13 protein-coding genes are annotated in these 15,951 nt (G+C 56.5%); 7 read left to right on the top strand and 6 right to left on the bottom strand.

Going from position 1 to position 15,951, the window contains the following annotated elements:
• Positions 1-14 precede the first annotated feature (14 nt).
• On the top strand, positions 15-1,667 hold the full coding sequence (recN, locus tag AC2T28_RS12365) for a DNA repair protein RecN (protein ID WP_486749300.1): 1,653 nt from the start codon (positions 15-17) through the stop codon (positions 1,665-1,667).
• Between the two features lie 149 nt (positions 1,668-1,816).
• Entirely contained in the window at positions 1,817-3,499 is a 1,683-nt protein-coding gene (locus AC2T28_RS12360; protein WP_486749299.1) for a chloride channel protein, read from the top strand.
• An 8-nt stretch (positions 3,500-3,507) separates the two neighbouring features.
• On the opposite strand, the gene AC2T28_RS12355 is transcribed toward AC2T28_RS12360, so the two are convergent.
• From AC2T28_RS12355 to cobS, 6 genes are all read right to left on the bottom strand, one after another.
• Positions 3,508-4,437, bottom strand: a complete 930-nt coding sequence (locus AC2T28_RS12355) for a LysR family transcriptional regulator (RefSeq protein WP_486749298.1) — start codon at positions 4,435-4,437, stop codon at positions 3,508-3,510.
• Positions 4,438-4,897: 460 nt separating this feature from the next.
• Positions 4,898-5,239 (bottom strand): DUF427 domain-containing protein, encoded by a 342-nt coding sequence (locus AC2T28_RS12350; protein ID WP_486749297.1) that lies wholly within the window; start codon positions 5,237-5,239, stop codon positions 4,898-4,900.
• A 57-nt stretch (positions 5,240-5,296) separates the two neighbouring features.
• Positions 5,297-7,087 (bottom strand): aminopeptidase P family protein, encoded by a 1,791-nt coding sequence (locus tag AC2T28_RS12345; RefSeq protein ID WP_486749296.1) that lies wholly within the window; start codon positions 7,085-7,087, stop codon positions 5,297-5,299.
• A gap of 96 nt (positions 7,088-7,183) precedes the next feature.
• On the bottom strand, positions 7,184-9,058 hold the full coding sequence (gene cobT, locus AC2T28_RS12340; protein WP_486749295.1) for a cobaltochelatase subunit CobT: 1,875 nt from the start codon (positions 9,056-9,058) through the stop codon (positions 7,184-7,186).
• 11 nt (positions 9,059-9,069) lie between these two features.
• Positions 9,070-9,417 (bottom strand): hypothetical protein, encoded by a 348-nt coding sequence (locus tag AC2T28_RS12335; protein ID WP_486749294.1) that lies wholly within the window; start codon positions 9,415-9,417, stop codon positions 9,070-9,072.
• Positions 9,418-9,443: 26 nt separating this feature from the next.
• Positions 9,444-10,430: a cobaltochelatase subunit CobS gene (gene cobS, locus AC2T28_RS12330; protein WP_486749293.1), complete on the bottom strand. Its 987-nt coding sequence runs from the start codon at positions 10,428-10,430 to the stop codon at positions 9,444-9,446.
• Between the two features lie 280 nt (positions 10,431-10,710).
• Here cobS and AC2T28_RS12325 point away from each other — a divergent pair, with 280 nt between their 5' ends.
• From AC2T28_RS12325 to AC2T28_RS12305, 5 genes are all read left to right on the top strand, one after another.
• A complete protein-coding gene (locus tag AC2T28_RS12325; RefSeq protein WP_486749292.1) occupies positions 10,711-11,349 on the top strand; it encodes a DUF1326 domain-containing protein in 639 nt (212 codons plus the stop codon).
• A 10-nt stretch (positions 11,350-11,359) separates the two neighbouring features.
• The gene (locus tag AC2T28_RS12320) at positions 11,360-12,139 is read left to right on the top strand and encodes a DUF2182 domain-containing protein (RefSeq protein WP_486749291.1); all 780 of its coding nucleotides are present in this window, start codon (positions 11,360-11,362) and stop codon (positions 12,137-12,139) included.
• A gap of 79 nt (positions 12,140-12,218) precedes the next feature.
• Positions 12,219-12,551, top strand: coding sequence for a GYD domain-containing protein (locus AC2T28_RS12315; RefSeq protein WP_486749290.1), 333 nt, complete (start codon positions 12,219-12,221; stop codon positions 12,549-12,551).
• 210 nt (positions 12,552-12,761) lie between these two features.
• Positions 12,762-14,900, top strand: coding sequence for a DEAD/DEAH box helicase (locus AC2T28_RS12310; RefSeq protein ID WP_486749289.1), 2,139 nt, complete (start codon positions 12,762-12,764; stop codon positions 14,898-14,900).
• A gap of 270 nt (positions 14,901-15,170) precedes the next feature.
• Positions 15,171-15,941, top strand: coding sequence for a DUF1963 domain-containing protein (locus AC2T28_RS12305; RefSeq protein ID WP_486749288.1), 771 nt, complete (start codon positions 15,171-15,173; stop codon positions 15,939-15,941).
• Positions 15,942-15,951 lie beyond the last annotated feature (10 nt).

Raw genomic sequence — 15,951 nt, 5'->3', positions numbered from 1 at the left:
TATGGGGCTGGGCGATGCTGCGCACGCTTGAAATCCGCGATCTCTTGATCATTGACCACCTGGAATTGAACTTTCAGGCCGGGCTGAATGTGCTGACCGGTGAAACTGGTGCGGGCAAATCGATCCTTCTGGATTCGCTGGGATTTGTTCTCGGGTGGCGAGGCCGCGCAGAATTGGTTCGTCAGGGAGCCAAACAAGGCGAAGTTATCGCCGAATTTGATCTGCACAAAAGTCATCCTGCCCATTTGGTTCTGGACGAAGCAGGCTTGCCGCCTTGTGAAGATGGCGCATTGATTTTTCGCCGGGTCAATACCGCCGAAGGGCGCAAGACGGCTTGGGTCAATGATCGGCGTTGCTCTGGTGAAGTGCTGCGGGCCCTGTCGGAAACTTTGGTAGAACTGCACGGTCAACACGACGATCGAGGCTTGCTTAACCCCCGTGGTCACCGGGCCATGCTGGATGAATACGCGCAGCTAGAGGATTTGTTGTCGTCGGTGCGTTCCGCCTGGACTGAGAAGGCGCGGGCGCAAAAAACGGTAGAGGCAACCCGGTCTGCCTTGGACGCGGTGCGCGCAGAAGAAGAGTTTTTGCGCCATGCAGTCGCTGAGCTTGATCAGCTTGATCCACAGCCCGGCGAAGATGCCGAACTGGATGCACGCCGTCGCCAGATGCAGGGCGCCGAACGAATTCGCGGCGATGTCGCCCGCGCCCATGAGATGTTGTCCCAAGGTGCCGAAGGCGCAATGAGCGAAGCCCAGCGATGGCTCGAATCCGTCAGCAGCAGTGACGCGGCAGATCTGGACGCCCCGCTTGCGGCGCTTAGCCGTGCCATGGTCGAATTGGGTGAAGCCCAGGATGGCGTAGGGCGGGTGCTGAATGGGCTAGAGTTCAATCCGTCAGAGCTAGAACAGTGCGAAGAGCGCTTGTTTGCAATTCGTGCCTTGGCGCGCAAACACGATGTGCTGGCCGATGAGCTTGGCACCTATGCGGAAACGCTTCGTAGCAAGCTGTCGGCCCTAGAAGCTGGTGATCAGGATCTGGCTGATCAAGAGGCAGTTTTGGCTACAGCACAGGCCGCATATACAGTGGCAGCAGAGACCCTGAGTGCAGCGCGCAAGAATAACGCTTCCGCGCTGGATGCAGCCGTCATGGCCGAATTGGCGCCGCTGAAAATGGAACGCGCGGTGTTCCAGACAACCTTTGCTGTGGCCGAAGCGGGTCCCGAGGGGCAGGACGCGGTGGCCTTTGCCGTTGCCACCAATCCAGGCGCCCCCGCTGGCCCGCTGAACAAAATTGCCTCGGGGGGCGAGTTGAGCCGCTTCTTGTTGGCGCTCAAGGTTTGTTTGCATGGTGATGACAGCGGCCAGACCCTGATTTTTGATGAGATCGATCGTGGTGTGGGTGGGGCTACCGCCGATGCTGTTGGCCGTCGCCTATCTGCACTGGCTGATGGTGGGCAGGTTCTCGTGGTCACCCATTCGCCTCAGGTTGCGGCCCAAGGGGCGTATCATTGGCGCGTGCAAAAACAGGTGGTGGATAACACCACTCTGTCGACAGTGGTGCCCTTGGATAGTGACGCCCGGATTGATGAGTTGGCCCGCATGGTGTCCGGCGACACCATCACCCAGGAAGCCCGAGCCGCCGCGCGGTCGCTTCTGGCGGGCTGACATTGGCTGTACTGGCCGGAAAATTCGAATTTTCCGGGGCAGTTTCTTTGAAGAAACTGGATATTGGTGCCACTGCCGGACAAAATTAACTGTCTTTCTCGTAAGTTGGCGGCGCTGCATATAGGATAAGAGCAGACAAGAGGCACAGCATGACCAAAACTATCGCCCAGACTTTCTCGGCGCAGCGCGCGCAGGCGATAGCTGCGTTGCGCGACGTTTGGCGTGTGTTGCGCCACCGGGGACCAAGTCAGATACAGTTCTGGTTCATTGCCCTGGCAATTGGTATCGCGGCAGGCTTTGCCGCGCTGTTCTTTCGGATGGGGATTGCTGCACTACAGGCCTGGGTCTATGGCGCAGATGATATCCATTTCCTGCATACCTTTGCCCTGTCTTTGCCCTGGTACTGGTTGCTGATCATTCCCTCAGCTGGTGGTCTTATTGTGGGCTTGATCCTGCACAATTTCACCTCGGATGGGCGCGTGCGCTCGGTTGCGGACGTGATCGAAGGATCTGCCATGGGCGAAGGCCGGGTTGAAACCCGCGAAGGGCTTGCCTCGGCGCTTGCCTCGTTCCTGACGCTTAGCACAGGCGGTTCCTCGGGGCGTGAAGGGCCGGTTGTGCATTTGGCGGCGGTGATTTCAACATGGGTCAGTAACCGCATCCAGGCCGATGGCTTGACCGGGCGGGATCTGTTGGGCTGCGCTGTTGCAGCGGCTGTTTCCGCCAGTTTTAATGCGCCGATAGCGGGGGCTTTGTTCGCACTCGAAGTTGTCTTACGGCACTTTGCCGTGCACGCCTTCGCACCGATCGTAATTGCATCCGTCGCTGGAACAGTCATCAACCGGTTGGCCTATGGCGACGTGACCGAGTTTAACCTTGCCACGCCTGGCGCGCTTCAATTCTACGTCGAGCTGCCCGCATTTCTGATGCTTGGGATTGTCTGCGGTCTGGTTGCGGTGATTCTGATGCGCTCGATATTCTGGGCCGATACAATTGGCACCTACGTGCAGGACTTTCTGAAGTTGCCACGTTGGCTACGTCCGGCTGTGGCTGGTACACTGCTTGGCGTTATTGCCATCTGGTTCCCCCACATCATTGGCGTTGGTTACGAAACAACAGTGCTCGCATTGACGGGGGGGCTGGTTCTAAGTCAGGTGATCTTGTTTGCCATCGTAAAAACCGCTGCGGTCGCCATCACCATGGGTGGGCGCATGGGCGGAGGCGTGTTTTCTCCGTCTCTGATGGTCGGAGCCTTGACAGGATTGGCCTTTGGGCTGGTTGCAACCGCGATTCTGCCTGACGTTTCCGGAACCCACACACTTTATGCCTTTGCCGGAATGGGTGCAGTTGCTGCCGCGGTCCTAGGGGCGCCAATTTCGACAACGCTGATTGTGTTCGAGCTGACAGGCGACTGGCAAATTGGTCTGGCGGTGATGGTTGCTGTTTCCATGTCCACGGCGCTCGCGTCGCGCCTGGTTGATCGGAGCTTCTTTCTGACGCAGCTCAAAAAACGTAATATTCACTGTGCGGCGGGGCCTCAGGCCTACCTGTTGACGCTCATTCAGGCCGGAGCAGTGATGCGCCCGATTGGGGGCCCTCGCTGTGCAAATACGCATGACTGCGAAGCACTGATCGCTCAGGGGCTAAGCATCGCTGCCTCGGCCAGTCTCGAGGCAGCGATGCCGATCTTTGATCATGCTGATATCGACTACGTTCCGGTGGTTACGCAAAACGACGACGAGACTGAGATCTTGGGCGCTCTGTACCATATTGATGTGCTCAAGGCCTATAACCGTGCCCTGGCGGCTGCAGCCGCCGAAGAACACAGCTAAGGCCTGATCTAAGGCGCTGTGGCCTCGGTGCTGATCTGGCGGGATAGGGCGTTGAAAATGGTTTCCTTCAACCATTTTAATCGGGCTGAATTGTCATTGCGACGATGCCAAACTAGATCAAAGTGAATTTCAGGCTGGGGCAGGGGAACGGGACAGCTTTGTAAGCCTGCAAATGCAGATTTACCCAGTTGTGACGGAAATGTCGCAATCAAATCTGAACCGCGGACCATTTCTGCCAGCAACCAAATATTGGGAACCAAGCAAGAAATCTCGCGCGTCAGGCCTTTTTCCTCCAGTGCCAAAGCCAGCTCACTTTTGGCACCCCCTCCGAAGTCCAGTGCGGCATGACGCGCTTGGCAATACTCCTCGACCGTCTCAATCGGCTTCGTCGAAGTGGCGTCATGAAACACGACCATCTGATCTGACGACAGATTCTGGTACTGCAAAGTTTGCGGATAGTTGGGCGGACGTACCACAACAGCAATATTCGCTCTGGCGCTGTCCAGCATGTGTTCCATATTTCCGCGCGGCCCGAGTTCTCGAAAAATTACTTTTTTATCAGCATGTTGTGACCATATTTCGTCGCGAATCTGGCTAACCTCGTGGGCGAGGGTGCTGCCGTTTGCTGCAATAACAAAAGGCTCATCGTCCGTTTCGGGGTCATAGTGACTTGCGTCAACAAGCGCTTCCATTTCGGCCAGCAAGCGTCGAACCTTGGGGGCCATAAGCTCAGCATGTGCGCTAGGAATGATGCCACGGCCGGCCTGAATGAATAGGCTGTCGCCCAAAATACTCCGCAGTTTTTCGATATTGTGGCTCACAGTTGACTGGCTGATGTCTAGCTGATGCGCCGCCTTGCTGACAGACTTCTGATCATACACAGTCAGAAACATGCGCAACAATCGACCATTGATCTGGGAAGTATCGATTTTTAACATAGGTTAATTTTTTCTTTCGATTGCTCTTATCCACAGTTTTGGCACAAGATAGTATAGGTACAGAAGTACTTACTCACAGGCAGACGGAAGGAATGCTATGTTCTTCTCGAAATTCGGCCCACAAGAGGCTGAAGCGAAAAAGAAAATGAGCGAGCAAGAAAAAGAACGAGTGTCATTGGAGGCCCTAATCGATTACGCGATACGATGTGCGAACGAAACGCACTTTGTCGGATCGGGTGATGCGATGGAAGCTGCAAGACGCCAGTTAAGTAATTCCCTGCTCCATTAGCGCGTTTTCCCGGTGCGACAGGTCGTCGTTCTGAAGATGTAGCTAGATGATCGTCCCATGCGGCCTTGGTCGCGTGTCAGACAACGGTACGATTATGACATCAGTCATAGGGTAGGCCCTGTTGGACATGCCAACAAAAGCCTTACCTTGCTGATGCATCAGAGCAGTATTTTAGAAATGCTCAATTTTGACCGAGTCACTGAGAACGAACGCCAGGTGGTCTTTGATCTCTGCAACGGCGTCGATCGGGTTTTCATAGCTCCAGACAGCATCTTTGGTTGTCGTGGATTTGTTGACGATCGAAAAATAGTTGGCATCACCCTTGTGCGGGCAATGCGTGGTTTTGTCGCTTGGTTCAAGCATGGCCATGGCGATATCGTTTCGCGGAAAATAGATCACTGGGTCCAGATCCCCCTCGCTCAGTTCCAACGCGCTATTGCTCTCACCAAGCACCGCGCCGCCCGAGCGTACAACCCAAGTCCCACCAGTTTTGCGAATACGAATGTCCGTCATTATTACTTCCCTGTTGTTGTCGTTCTTTTTTGTGTTCGCCTTTGTATCAGCTGGATCTCAGATTGTCGCTGTTGCTTTTTCCAACCAGGCCTGTGCAGACGCACTGACGTTGGGTCCGACTTTCGCGGCGACCTCGGCATGATAGTCATTTAGCCAATTGATCTCATCTTGGCTCATCATCTCTTTGACAATCAGTCGGCTATCAATCGGCGCAAAGGTCAGGTTGCGCCAGGCCAGCATCTCGCGTTCAGCGTCAGCACTGGTCAGTTCAGCCGCGGGCTCTACTACCAACAGGTTTTCAATACGAATGCCAAAGGCCCCCTCGCGGTAATATCCCGGCTCATTCGACAGGATCATACCACTTTCAAACGGCACGTGGCTGACGCGGCTCAGCCGTTGTGGGCCCTCGTGAACGCTCAGATAGGCCCCAACGCCGTGGCCCAACCCGTGGTTAAAGTCCTGTCCGGCCAACCACAGTGGCATGCGCCCTACAGCCTCGATATCGCGCCCGGCCAGTCCTTTGGGCCAGCGCAGGCGCGACATGGCGATCATCCCCTGCAATACACGAGTAAAGGCGGCTTTCTCTTCATCTCCAACGGAACCAATAGGAATAGTGCGGGTGATGTCGGTGGTGCCGTCCAGATACTGACCGCCACTGTCCAGTACCAGCAGGTCGCCGTCTTTCAGCACGGTATCGGTTTCCTCGGTCACGCGATAATGCATCACAGCGCCATTTTCGCCAGTGCCAGCGATGGTTTCAAAGCTGATGTCACGCAGGGCCGGATCGCGGCGGCGCAGCTCTTCCAGTTTGGTCACAACCTGAATTTCACTCACACTGCCGGGGGCCTGATCATCGAGCCATGCCAAAATCTCGACAATGGCGGCACCATCGCGCAGGTGGGCGGCCGCACTGCCTTCAATCTCGGCCGCGTTCTTGCGTGCCTTGGGCAGGGTACAGGGATCGATTGTGTTGACCAGGCGGTCACCCAGCAGATCTGCCAGCGCTTGTGGAACGGTTGAACCGTCCACTGCCACCGATCCATTCAACGCGGCCACGGCAGGTTCCAGCTCGGTTGGGGCCATTACTGTGACGCTCGCTCCAAAATGATCGCCAAGATCCGCCAGTTTTTCGGCAGCCATAAACAGATCAACCCGTGCGTCGTCATGCAAGATGGCAAAGCTATGTGCAACCGGATTGCGGGCAATATCAGCACCACGAATGTTCAACAGCCACATGATCGAATCCGGCAGAGTGATCAGCGCTGCCGATTGCCCGGCCTCTTTCAGATTCTTCGCCAGCTGTGCACATTTGTCTGCGGCGCTTTCACCGGCATATTGCATCGGGTGGGCGCTGACTGGCTCCATCGGCGCGGCAGGGCGGTTGTCCCAGACCCGATCTACCAGGTTGCTTACCTGCACCATTTCAATGCCGCTGCCCTGCAAGCCTTTGATCAGGCTTTTGATCTCGCCCGCTGCATGCAGCCAAGGGTCAAACCCCACCTTGCCGCCATTGGGCAATTTCTCTTTCAACCAGCCCGCCAGTTTGACCTCGGGCCAGGGCACCGGCGTAAACTCTGCCGCCACCTGCCGCTTGACCTGGGTGCGATAGCGCCCGTCGATAAAAACTCCGGCAATGTCAGTCAGCACGGCACAGAACCCGGCGGATCCTGTGAACCCGGTCAACCAGCTCAAACGTTCATCACTGGGGGCGACATATTCGCCCTGATGCGCATCGGCGCGCGGCACCAGAAAGCCATCCAGCCCTTCACCGGCGATTTCCGAACGCAAAGCTGCAAGCCGAGGAGGACCCTGATCCGGGCGCGCGGTCACATCAAATGTCTGGTACATGTAGGGTCCTCCAAAAGTGCCAAAGGCGCGTCATCGTTGTGACGCGCCTGTTATCTATCTTGTTCCAAATACCTCTGTCAGAGGCAAGAGGCAGCGTTAGCTGGCTCGTTTAATCCCCATAAACCGCGCACGTGCACGTGGGTCCTGATCAAATAGTGCCGCCAGCTGTTCGGTCATCGCACCAGCCAGCTGTTCCACATCAGTGATGGTGACCGCGCGATTATAATAGCGGGTCACATCGTGGCCGATGCCAATCGCCAGCAGCTCAACAATCTTCTTTTTCTCGACCATGGCAATCACATCGCGCAGGTGTTTTTCAAGATAGTTGGCCGGGTTCACCGACAGGGTGCTGTCATCCACTGGTGCGCCATCGGAAATCACCATCAGGATCTTACGCGCTTCTTGCCGCGCAGCCATCCGACGGTGCGCCCATTCCAGCGCCTCGCCGTCGATGTTTTCCTTCAGCAGGCCTTCCTTCATCATAAGACCTAGATTGGGCCGGGTGCGGCGCATGGGTGCATCGGCACTTTTGTAGATGATGTGACGCAAGTCGTTCAGACGGCCTGGCATTTGCGGGCGGCCATCGTTTAGCCAAACCTCACGTGCCTGTCCGCCTTTCCAGGCACGGGTGGTAAAGCCAAGAATTTCGACCTTAACACCGCAACGCTCTAGCGTCCGGGCCAGAACATCGGCACAGATGGCGGCGATGGAAATCGGACGACCGCGCATGGATCCCGAGTTGTCGATCAGCAGCGTCACCACAGTGTCCTGAAATTCGGTATCTTTCTCCATCTTGAACGACAGGGGCGTGGTGGGGCTAACCACCACACGGGCCAGACGACCGGCATCCAGAATGCCTTCTTCCAGATCAAACTCCCACGACCGGTTCTGCTGCGCCTGCAGGCGGCGCTGCAGCTTGTTGGCCAGACGGTTTACGGCACCCTTCAATGGCTCCAGCTGTTGATCCAAATAGGCGCGCAGCCGTTCCAGCTCGGCCGGTTCAGCCAAATCCTCGGCGCGGATTTCCTCGTCGTGATCACCCAGAAATACCTTGTAGTCCGGGTCAGCATCCGACGCTGGTGGCGGCGAAGGTGGTTCCAGCGGTGCCTCACCATCGGGCATCTCGGTCTCTTCGCCGGTTTCCTCGTCCGCCATATCATCGGCAGAAACCTGAGCCTGCTGCTCGTCCTGCTGCTGTTCCTGGCTCTGTTCAGCATCGGCGTCGGCGTCTTCGTCTTCAGAGTCGTCCTGACCGGTGCTATCGGGATCCTGCTGTTCCTCTGCGTCGTCCTCGGCCCGATCGTCCTGATCATCAAGATCATCCGGGTCATCGCCCAGCTGATCGCCATAGCCCAGATCGTTGATGACCTTGCGCGCAAACTTGGCAAATTCAGCCTGATCCGAGATGGTCTCGTCCAGGTTCTCCAGCGTCTCACCGGCCTGGCTTTCAATAAACCCGCGCCACAGCTCCATTACGTTGGCAGCACCCTCGGGTAGGGGACGACCTGTAGCCAGATGGCGGATCAGATAGCCAGCCGAGGCCGCAAGCGGTGCCTCAGATGCGGTTTTGCACTGGTCATAGCCCTTGCGCAGGGCCTCGTTCTGGATTTTGACATCGATGTTAGACGCGGTGCCTGGCATATGCCGCGCACCCATGGCCTCGCAACGGGCGGTTTCCATCGCCTCATAAAGATCGCGGGCCATGTCACCGGGCGGGACGTATTTGGCATGCACGCCATCATCGTGGAACCGGTGCCGCAGCGCCAGCGCATCGGCGGTGCCACGGGCCAGCAGCACCTCTTGGCGAGTCATCCGGCGCGATACCTGCGGCAGGCGCATGGCATCGCCAGACAGGCCCGAGGGATCAACCGTGTAGTTGACACTCAGATCCGAGTCATTGGCCATGACTTTGGTGGCCTCGGCGAGGGCCTTTTTGAACGGGTCAGCTGGGTTGTCGATTGGTTTTTTCATGTTAGGCCCCGTTATGACGATAACGCCAAATGAGCAGACTGGCACTCTGTATATACATTCACGGCAACCTCTCGTTTTCGGCCTTCCGACGCGTTGCTATGCAGGAATATGCGCATAAGGCTCCGAACAACTTGTTCTTGTTCCTGACGCATCATGTTTTCCCCCTTTTGGTCACTAGGAAGGAGGCGATCAAATTCCTGGGCAAAATCCAGAGCGTGAATGTTGGATAATGTTACCGGGTAGTCTGCGTATTGATCAACGATATGAAAAGCAGAGCACAGAATGATCTGCTCTTCATATGTCAGATTGCCATTTTGTGCTGCCGCTTTGCCGTTGCTCAGGAATGAGGCAACAGTCATCGCTCCGCACAAAATGGCAAAGGATCTCATCCCAAGCTCACATTCGCAGCGCTCTCGGGCAGTTCCTCGTCAAAACAACGCTGATAGAATTCAGCCACAGTCTGGCGCTCCAGCTCGTCACATTTGTTCAGGAACGACAGGCGGAAGGCATAGCCCACATCACGGAAAATCTCGGCGTTTTGCGCCCAGTTGATCACGGTACGTGGCGACATCACGGTCGACAGATCGCCGTTCATGAATGCAGTCCGGGTTAGGTCGGCCACGGTCACCATCTGGCTGACAGTCTTGCGACCGGCCTCGGTGTTGTAATGGGGCGCCTTGGACAGCACGATCATGGTTTCGGCGTCGTGGCTCAGATAGTTCAATGTGGCAACCAGCGACCAGCGGTCCATCTGGGCTTGGTTGATCTGCTGGGTACCGTGGTACAAGCCAGTGGTGTCACCCAGACCCACAGTGTTGGCGGTGGCGAACAGACGGAAATGTGGGTTCGGAGTGATGATCTCGTTCTGATCCATCAGGGTCAGCTTTCCGTCGTGTTCGAGAACACGCTGGATCACAAACATCACGTCGGCGCGGCCGGCGTCATATTCATCAAACACAATCGCAACCGGGTTGCGCAGCGCCCACGGCAGGATGCCTTCGTGGAATTCGGTGACCTGCATGCCGTCTTTCAGCTTGATCGCGTCCTTACCAATTAGGTCGATCCGGCTGATGTGGCTGTCCAGGTTTACACGCACCGCAGGCCAGTTCAGACGGGCGGCAACCTGTTCGATGTGGGTGGATTTACCTGTGCCGTGGTAGCCCTGCACCATGACCCGACGGTTGTGCGAAAAGCCCGCCAGAATGGCCATGGTGGTGTCCGGGTCGAATTTATAGGTGCTGTCGATGTCCGGCACCCGGTTTGACCCTTCGGCAAAGCCTTTGATGGTCATGTCGGTGTCGATGCCAAACACATCGCGGACCGAGATGCTCTCGGTGGGTTTAGCAGTGATATCCAGCAAGCCGTTGCTCATGACGCGCGATCCTTGTTCTCATACCCCCATCGGAGGGGCCCCGTTTGCCGGATTGGTGCAACATCTTTGGGGCAAGGGCAAGGGGAACTGCACAGGTTCACGACTTGGCTGTGTGTTTACTTACAAACTGGTCCTACTGCGACCTGCGCAGATACCACTTTGGGGAATTGATTGTCGCAATTTCAGCAGCCGCCCTACCTATAGGTATTACTGCGTTTGGCCACTGCCCATCTGTTGGCCGTTTCGTTTAATCAGTGCCGTGTTTTTGGAGGGTTTTAGTATGAAACAGTGGAGTGTTCAGGGCGAGGAAATGGCCAATTGCAACTGCAATTTTGGTTGTCCTTGTCAGTTTGGGGTGCTGCCAACTGATGGAACCTGCGAGGCCGCTGTATTCTTTCGTTTTGACAAAGGCCACTACGGCGATGTTTCGCTGGATGGGCTAAAGGCGGCAGGTGTCTACAAATGGCCTGGCCCCATTCACGAAGGCAACGGCGAGATGCAGCTGATCATCGACGAGGGAGCCTCGGAGGAACAGCGCGCCGCGCTTGAGGCAATCATGACCGGCAAAGACACCAACGAAATGGCAACCATGTGGTTCATCTTCAGCGCCATGGCACCAACCAAACACGACACCATCGTTGCGCCAATCTCGGTTAAGATGAATCCCGGAGAGCGCATCGGCCGTGGTGAAGCCAAAGGCGTGGTTGAGATCGACGCCGAGCCGATCCCCAATATTGTTTCAGGTGATCCGCATCGGGTGGGAATTCGCCTGCCCAACGGGTTCGAATTTGGCTTTGCCGAAATGGCCAAGGGTAAAACCAAGACCTCGGGTGGGGCGATTGAACTGCTCAAGAACAACGGAACCCATGCCCATTTCGCCAGCCTGCACCTGACCGGCGAAGGCCGGATCGAAGGCTGAGTCTTTTGCTATGGCAACAGTAAATCAGCCCCCAGCGCCGGGACTGGCAGAGGCATTGGCGCGTCGCGATGGCATGGTGGTTTTGTGCTCTGCGCTGCTGATCACCGCCTTGGCAGCTTGGTATACCCTTGCCGGGGCTGGGCTCGAGATGACCATGAACCCGGTTTGGACAGCCGGATACGCGGTGCTCAATTTTCTGATGTGGTGGGTCATGATGATTGCCATGATGACCCCCAGCGCCGCGCCGATGCTACTGCTGTACTCGGCGGTCAAACGGATGGGGCCCGACAAGGCGCGGGTTGTCAGCCTGAGCCTGATTTTTCTGACCGGCTATCTGTTGGCTTGGGGTGGGTTCAGTGTGCTTGCCACCGGCGCACAATGGCAGATCGAATCTCTGGGCCTGTCGATGGGTGCGATGATGCCGGTAAAATCCGATGTGATCGCGGGGGCTGTTTTGTTGGGGGCAGGGGCCTACCAGTTCTCATCCCTCAAAGAGACCTGCCTGACACATTGCCGATCACCAGGGCAGTTTTTGGCTGACCACAACAAGCCCGGAGCTTACGGCGCGCTGCGCCTTGGCGCTCTGCATGGTGGCTATTGTCTCGGGTGCTGTTGGGCCCTGATGGCGCTGCTGTTTGTGGGCGGCGTTATGAACCTCTATTGGGTTGCCGGGCTTGCGCTCTATGTGCTGGCCGAGAAAACCCTGCCTCATGCCCGTTGGATGACCTATTTGACGGGCGGTGCCTTGATGTTGTTTGGCGCCTATCTGCTGATCTCGGCGGTGATCTGAATTTCCATCGCCGAGTTTGGGCCCTGACTCCTTGTCAGGGGTGTTTGTTGACGATTCAAACCTGTTACAGGAGGAAATAATGGCACTATTTATCACCTACGCGAGCTATTCGCAGAACGGTATCAAGGGATTGCTGGCCAAGCCGGAAGATAGAACCGGCGCAATTCAGACACTTCTCGACAGTGTCGGCGGCAAAGTGGTGGCGATCTATAATACCACGGGGGCAAATGATATCGTTTTGGTGTCCGAAGCGCCGGATGGTTCGGATGCCGTTGCATTGGCGATGGCGGTTTCTGCCTCAGGTGCGATTTCCAAGGCTGAAACAGTGCGGGCTTGGACCAGCAACGACTTTGAGGCCGTTATCAAAAAAGCCGCAGGTCTGACCGGGGCTTATGCGCCACCGGGATCCTGATTAGCAATTTCCAAAAGGCCGCCTGGATTGGCGCGGCCTTTTGCGTATCGCTGAGCGCATAGCTGCCTTCTCGACAGAACATCTATACTTTTGCTCCGAAACCTATTACATGCGCCCAATCGGGTCACGTGGGCCCCGCCCACCGTGATGGTGGTGCCGTCAAAATTCCGGGCTGGCTGTCCCAATTGCCGTGCCCCGCAGCAAGCGAAAATGAATATCGTGAAAACAGCACTCGCAGAGGCGCTTCAGGCGCGCGGTTATGAATCATTGACCCAGGTCCAGCAAGAGGTCAGCAATCCTGATCTCGAGCAGTCCGACCTGCTGGTCTCGGCCCAGACTGGTTCGGGCAAAACAGTTGGCTTTGGTCTGGCTATGGCGCCAACCCTGTTGGGCGACGACGAAGGTTTTGGTCAGGCAGCCGCGCCGTTGGCGCTGGTCATTGCGCCAACCCGTGAATTGGCCCTGCAGGTCAAGCGCGAGCTGAGCTGGTTGTACCAAGGTGCTGGCGCCCATCTGGCGTCAACCGTTGGTGGCATGGACATGCGCGACGAGCGTCGGGCGCTGGATCGCGGTACTCACATCGTTGTGGCCACACCAGGCCGTCTGCGCGACCACATCATGCGCGGCTCGATTAACCTGTCCGAAGTGCGCGCCGTGGTGCTGGACGAAGCAGATGAGATGCTTGATCTGGGTTTCCGCGAAGATCTGGAATTCATTCTGGGCGAAACACCAGAAACCCGCCGCACCCTGATGTTCTCAGCCACAGTGCCAAAAGGTATCGCACGTCTGGCAGAAACCTATCTGAAAGATCACCAGCGGATCACAACCGTTGCCGAGAAATCGCAGCACGCGGATATTGATTATCAACTGTTGGCCGTTTCTCAGCGTGATAGTGAAAACGCCATCATCAACGTTTTGCGTTTCCACGAGGCACCCAACGCACTGGTGTTCTGTAACACCCGTGCCATGGTCAACCGCCTGACCACCCGCCTGTCGAACCGGGGGTTCTCGGTTGTGGCGCTGTCGGGTGAGCTGTCACAGGCCGAGCGTTCCAACGCTTTGCAGAGCTTGCGCGATGGCCGTGCCAGCGTCTGTGTAGCCACCGATGTGGCGGCACGTGGTATTGACCTGCCCAAGCTGGATTTGGTGATCCACGCTGAACTGCCAAACAGCCACGAAACATTGCTGCACCGCTCGGGCCGGACTGGCCGGGCAGGGCGTCACGGTGTGTCTGCGCTGATCGTGCCACCCAAGGCGCGCGGCAAAGCGATGCGCCTGCTGCGCTCGGCTAAACTCACAGCCGACGAGCTGAATGCACCAAGCGCCGAGGCTGTTCGTGAACAGGACGAGGCCCGCATGCTGGGTGATGCGTCTTGGAACGAAGCCGTGACCGAGGCAGAGGCCACACCAGTGGCAAATCTACTAGAGAAGTTCGAGCCGGAGCAACTGGCCGCAGCCTATCTGCGCCTGTTCCACTCGCGCCACACCGCGCCCGAAGAACTGGGTGATCCGGGTCAGGACAAGGGCAACCGCAGAGAGCGCGAGCCGTTTGGCCCGTCGGTCTGGTTCACCGTCGCCGGTGGCCGCGATGCCGGTGCTGAACCACGTCGGTTGCTGCCGATGCTGTGCAAGGCGGGTAACCTGTCCAAAGACGATATCGGTGCGATCCGGGTTCAAGGCAAAGAAAGCTTTGTTGAACTGCGTCAAAGCAGTGTTGATGGCTTCCTGAAAGCCCTGGGTGGCGGCGAAGTCGAAGGCTCCAAGGTCACGCAGCTGGACAAGGCTCCAGACATTGCCAATTCGCCACGTCCCAAGTTTGACGGCAAAGGCCCGCGTCGCGATGACCGTGGAGACCGCAAACCACGCGGCCCACGTCAGGACCGTGGTCCACGTGATGACTACAAGGCCCGTGGCCCGCGTGAAGATCGCAAGCCTCGCGAAGACCGTAAACCGCGCGAAGACTACAAACCCCGCGAGGATACCGGCAAGAAAGGCGGCGGCGCCAAGTATAGTGGCAAACCTTCGACCCCACCGACAGACTGGAATGATGCGCCTGCACCACGTGCCAAAAAGCCCAAGCCATCGGCCAGCAAGGCGGCAAGGAACCCGTCTGAGCGCATGGCGCGCCCAGGTGAAGAACACGTCACGCCCCTAAAGCGGCGCAAGTCCGGCGATAGCAAACCCTATGCCGGTAAAACTCGCAGCGACGGTGAACGCAAAAAAGGTCCACCACCGCCAAAGGGTCGGCCTGACAGCAAAAAGAACCGCGCCCGCGCCGCTGCGGCCAAAGCTGGCGCCGCCAAAGGTGGCGGAGGCTATGCCAAATCCAAGCCTCGCAAAGGCAACTGATTAAAGAAGGGCGGTCCAATGGGCCGCCCTTTTTGTATTGTTCAACTCGTACTCTGTTGAGATGCGACAAGCAGTTCTAACTGAGGGTAAGTGCCATCGGGGGGAGACTAGTTGGCGTAATATTTGTTACCGCAAGTCACCTTTGGAGCTTTTGTCGAAGATTGGATGTCATAGATTTACTGTATTCTGGTGGACTTACTTATGGAAATAGAGGCCTTTAAAGCAAAATAAGCGTCAGAACTTAGGGACGTAAAAAAACAACTGAGCGCGATGAGCCGGACGTTGCTTATGTTAGATCCGATCGAGCAGTCCGTCGGCCTGACCTCTGGGCGATTTGGTGGAGCAATTGCGTGGCCTGCGGGCGAGCCAATCCCGCATGACGCATCGGGGCAGCCAATGGTGTTTGTCGCTCAGGTGAATTTTGGAGAGTTGGAACACTTGCCGGGTTTCCCGACGTCGGGGCTTTTGCAACTGTTCCTGTCAAATGACATCAATCAACGCGGTATAACCTTCTCACGCGAGCACCGTCGAGACGGTGATTTTCCAGTACGAAACGGTGAAGGGTTCCGATTGGTCTTTCATGCCGAGACCAATGAGCTGGTTGAAACATCCTATCAGCTCCCCGATGCCGAGTATCCAATTCATACATCAGATATTGTCAGTCAGGCGTATGCGATGTCAGCAGGTAATCTGGCCGAACAATACCCGCCTATTTCGCATTGGAAGGGCTCTGAAATTTATGAGCAGTTAGAAAACCGTGAATCAGAAATCTCGCTAGTTGATCTCTACGAACTGCTTAGCTCAGAAGTTTGGGATAAGCAGTTGTATACCGCTTTTTACCTTGGCGGATATGCCTGCCCACTTCAGCTTGATCATAGGCGGTTTTTTGAAGAGTACCAAGGATATGACAGGTGTGTGATGAATTTCGGTGAACTACCGGGATTCAATATGCCTGACATGAATTTTGCAATCCTGATAGCTGAGTCCGATTTGCGGCAGGGGCGGTTTGAAAACACCGTGCTTATTGCTGACACTGACTAAGTAAAGTGAG

The sequence above is a fragment of the Parasedimentitalea nitratireducens genome, assembly GCF_057444295.1.
This window is presented reverse-complemented; position numbering and strand designations above follow the sequence as displayed.

What these genes read in the sequence shown, in the direction of transcription:
- recN (WP_486749300.1), top strand. Translation starts at nt 15, where the DNA reads ATGCTGCGCACGCTTGAAATCCGCGATCTCTTGATCATTGACCACCTG.
- AC2T28_RS12360 (WP_486749299.1), top strand. Translation starts at nt 1,817, where the DNA reads ATGACCAAAACTATCGCCCAGACTTTCTCGGCGCAGCGCGCGCAGGCG.
- AC2T28_RS12355 (WP_486749298.1), bottom strand. Translation starts at nt 4,437, where the DNA reads ATGTTAAAAATCGATACTTCCCAGATCAATGGTCGATTGTTGCGCATG.
- AC2T28_RS12350 (WP_486749297.1), bottom strand. Translation starts at nt 5,239, where the DNA reads ATGACGGACATTCGTATTCGCAAAACTGGTGGGACTTGGGTTGTACGC.
- AC2T28_RS12345 (WP_486749296.1), bottom strand. Translation starts at nt 7,087, where the DNA reads ATGTACCAGACATTTGATGTGACCGCGCGCCCGGATCAGGGTCCTCCT.
- cobT (WP_486749295.1), bottom strand. Translation starts at nt 9,058, where the DNA reads ATGAAAAAACCAATCGACAACCCAGCTGACCCGTTCAAAAAGGCCCTC.
- AC2T28_RS12335 (WP_486749294.1), bottom strand. Translation starts at nt 9,417, where the DNA reads ATGACTGTTGCCTCATTCCTGAGCAACGGCAAAGCGGCAGCACAAAAT.
- cobS (WP_486749293.1), bottom strand. Translation starts at nt 10,430, where the DNA reads ATGAGCAACGGCTTGCTGGATATCACTGCTAAACCCACCGAGAGCATC.
- AC2T28_RS12325 (WP_486749292.1), top strand. Translation starts at nt 10,711, where the DNA reads ATGAAACAGTGGAGTGTTCAGGGCGAGGAAATGGCCAATTGCAACTGC.
- AC2T28_RS12320 (WP_486749291.1), top strand. Translation starts at nt 11,360, where the DNA reads ATGGCAACAGTAAATCAGCCCCCAGCGCCGGGACTGGCAGAGGCATTG.
- AC2T28_RS12315 (WP_486749290.1), top strand. Translation starts at nt 12,219, where the DNA reads ATGGCACTATTTATCACCTACGCGAGCTATTCGCAGAACGGTATCAAG.
- AC2T28_RS12310 (WP_486749289.1), top strand. Translation starts at nt 12,762, where the DNA reads ATGAATATCGTGAAAACAGCACTCGCAGAGGCGCTTCAGGCGCGCGGT.
- AC2T28_RS12305 (WP_486749288.1), top strand. Translation starts at nt 15,171, where the DNA reads ATGAGCCGGACGTTGCTTATGTTAGATCCGATCGAGCAGTCCGTCGGC.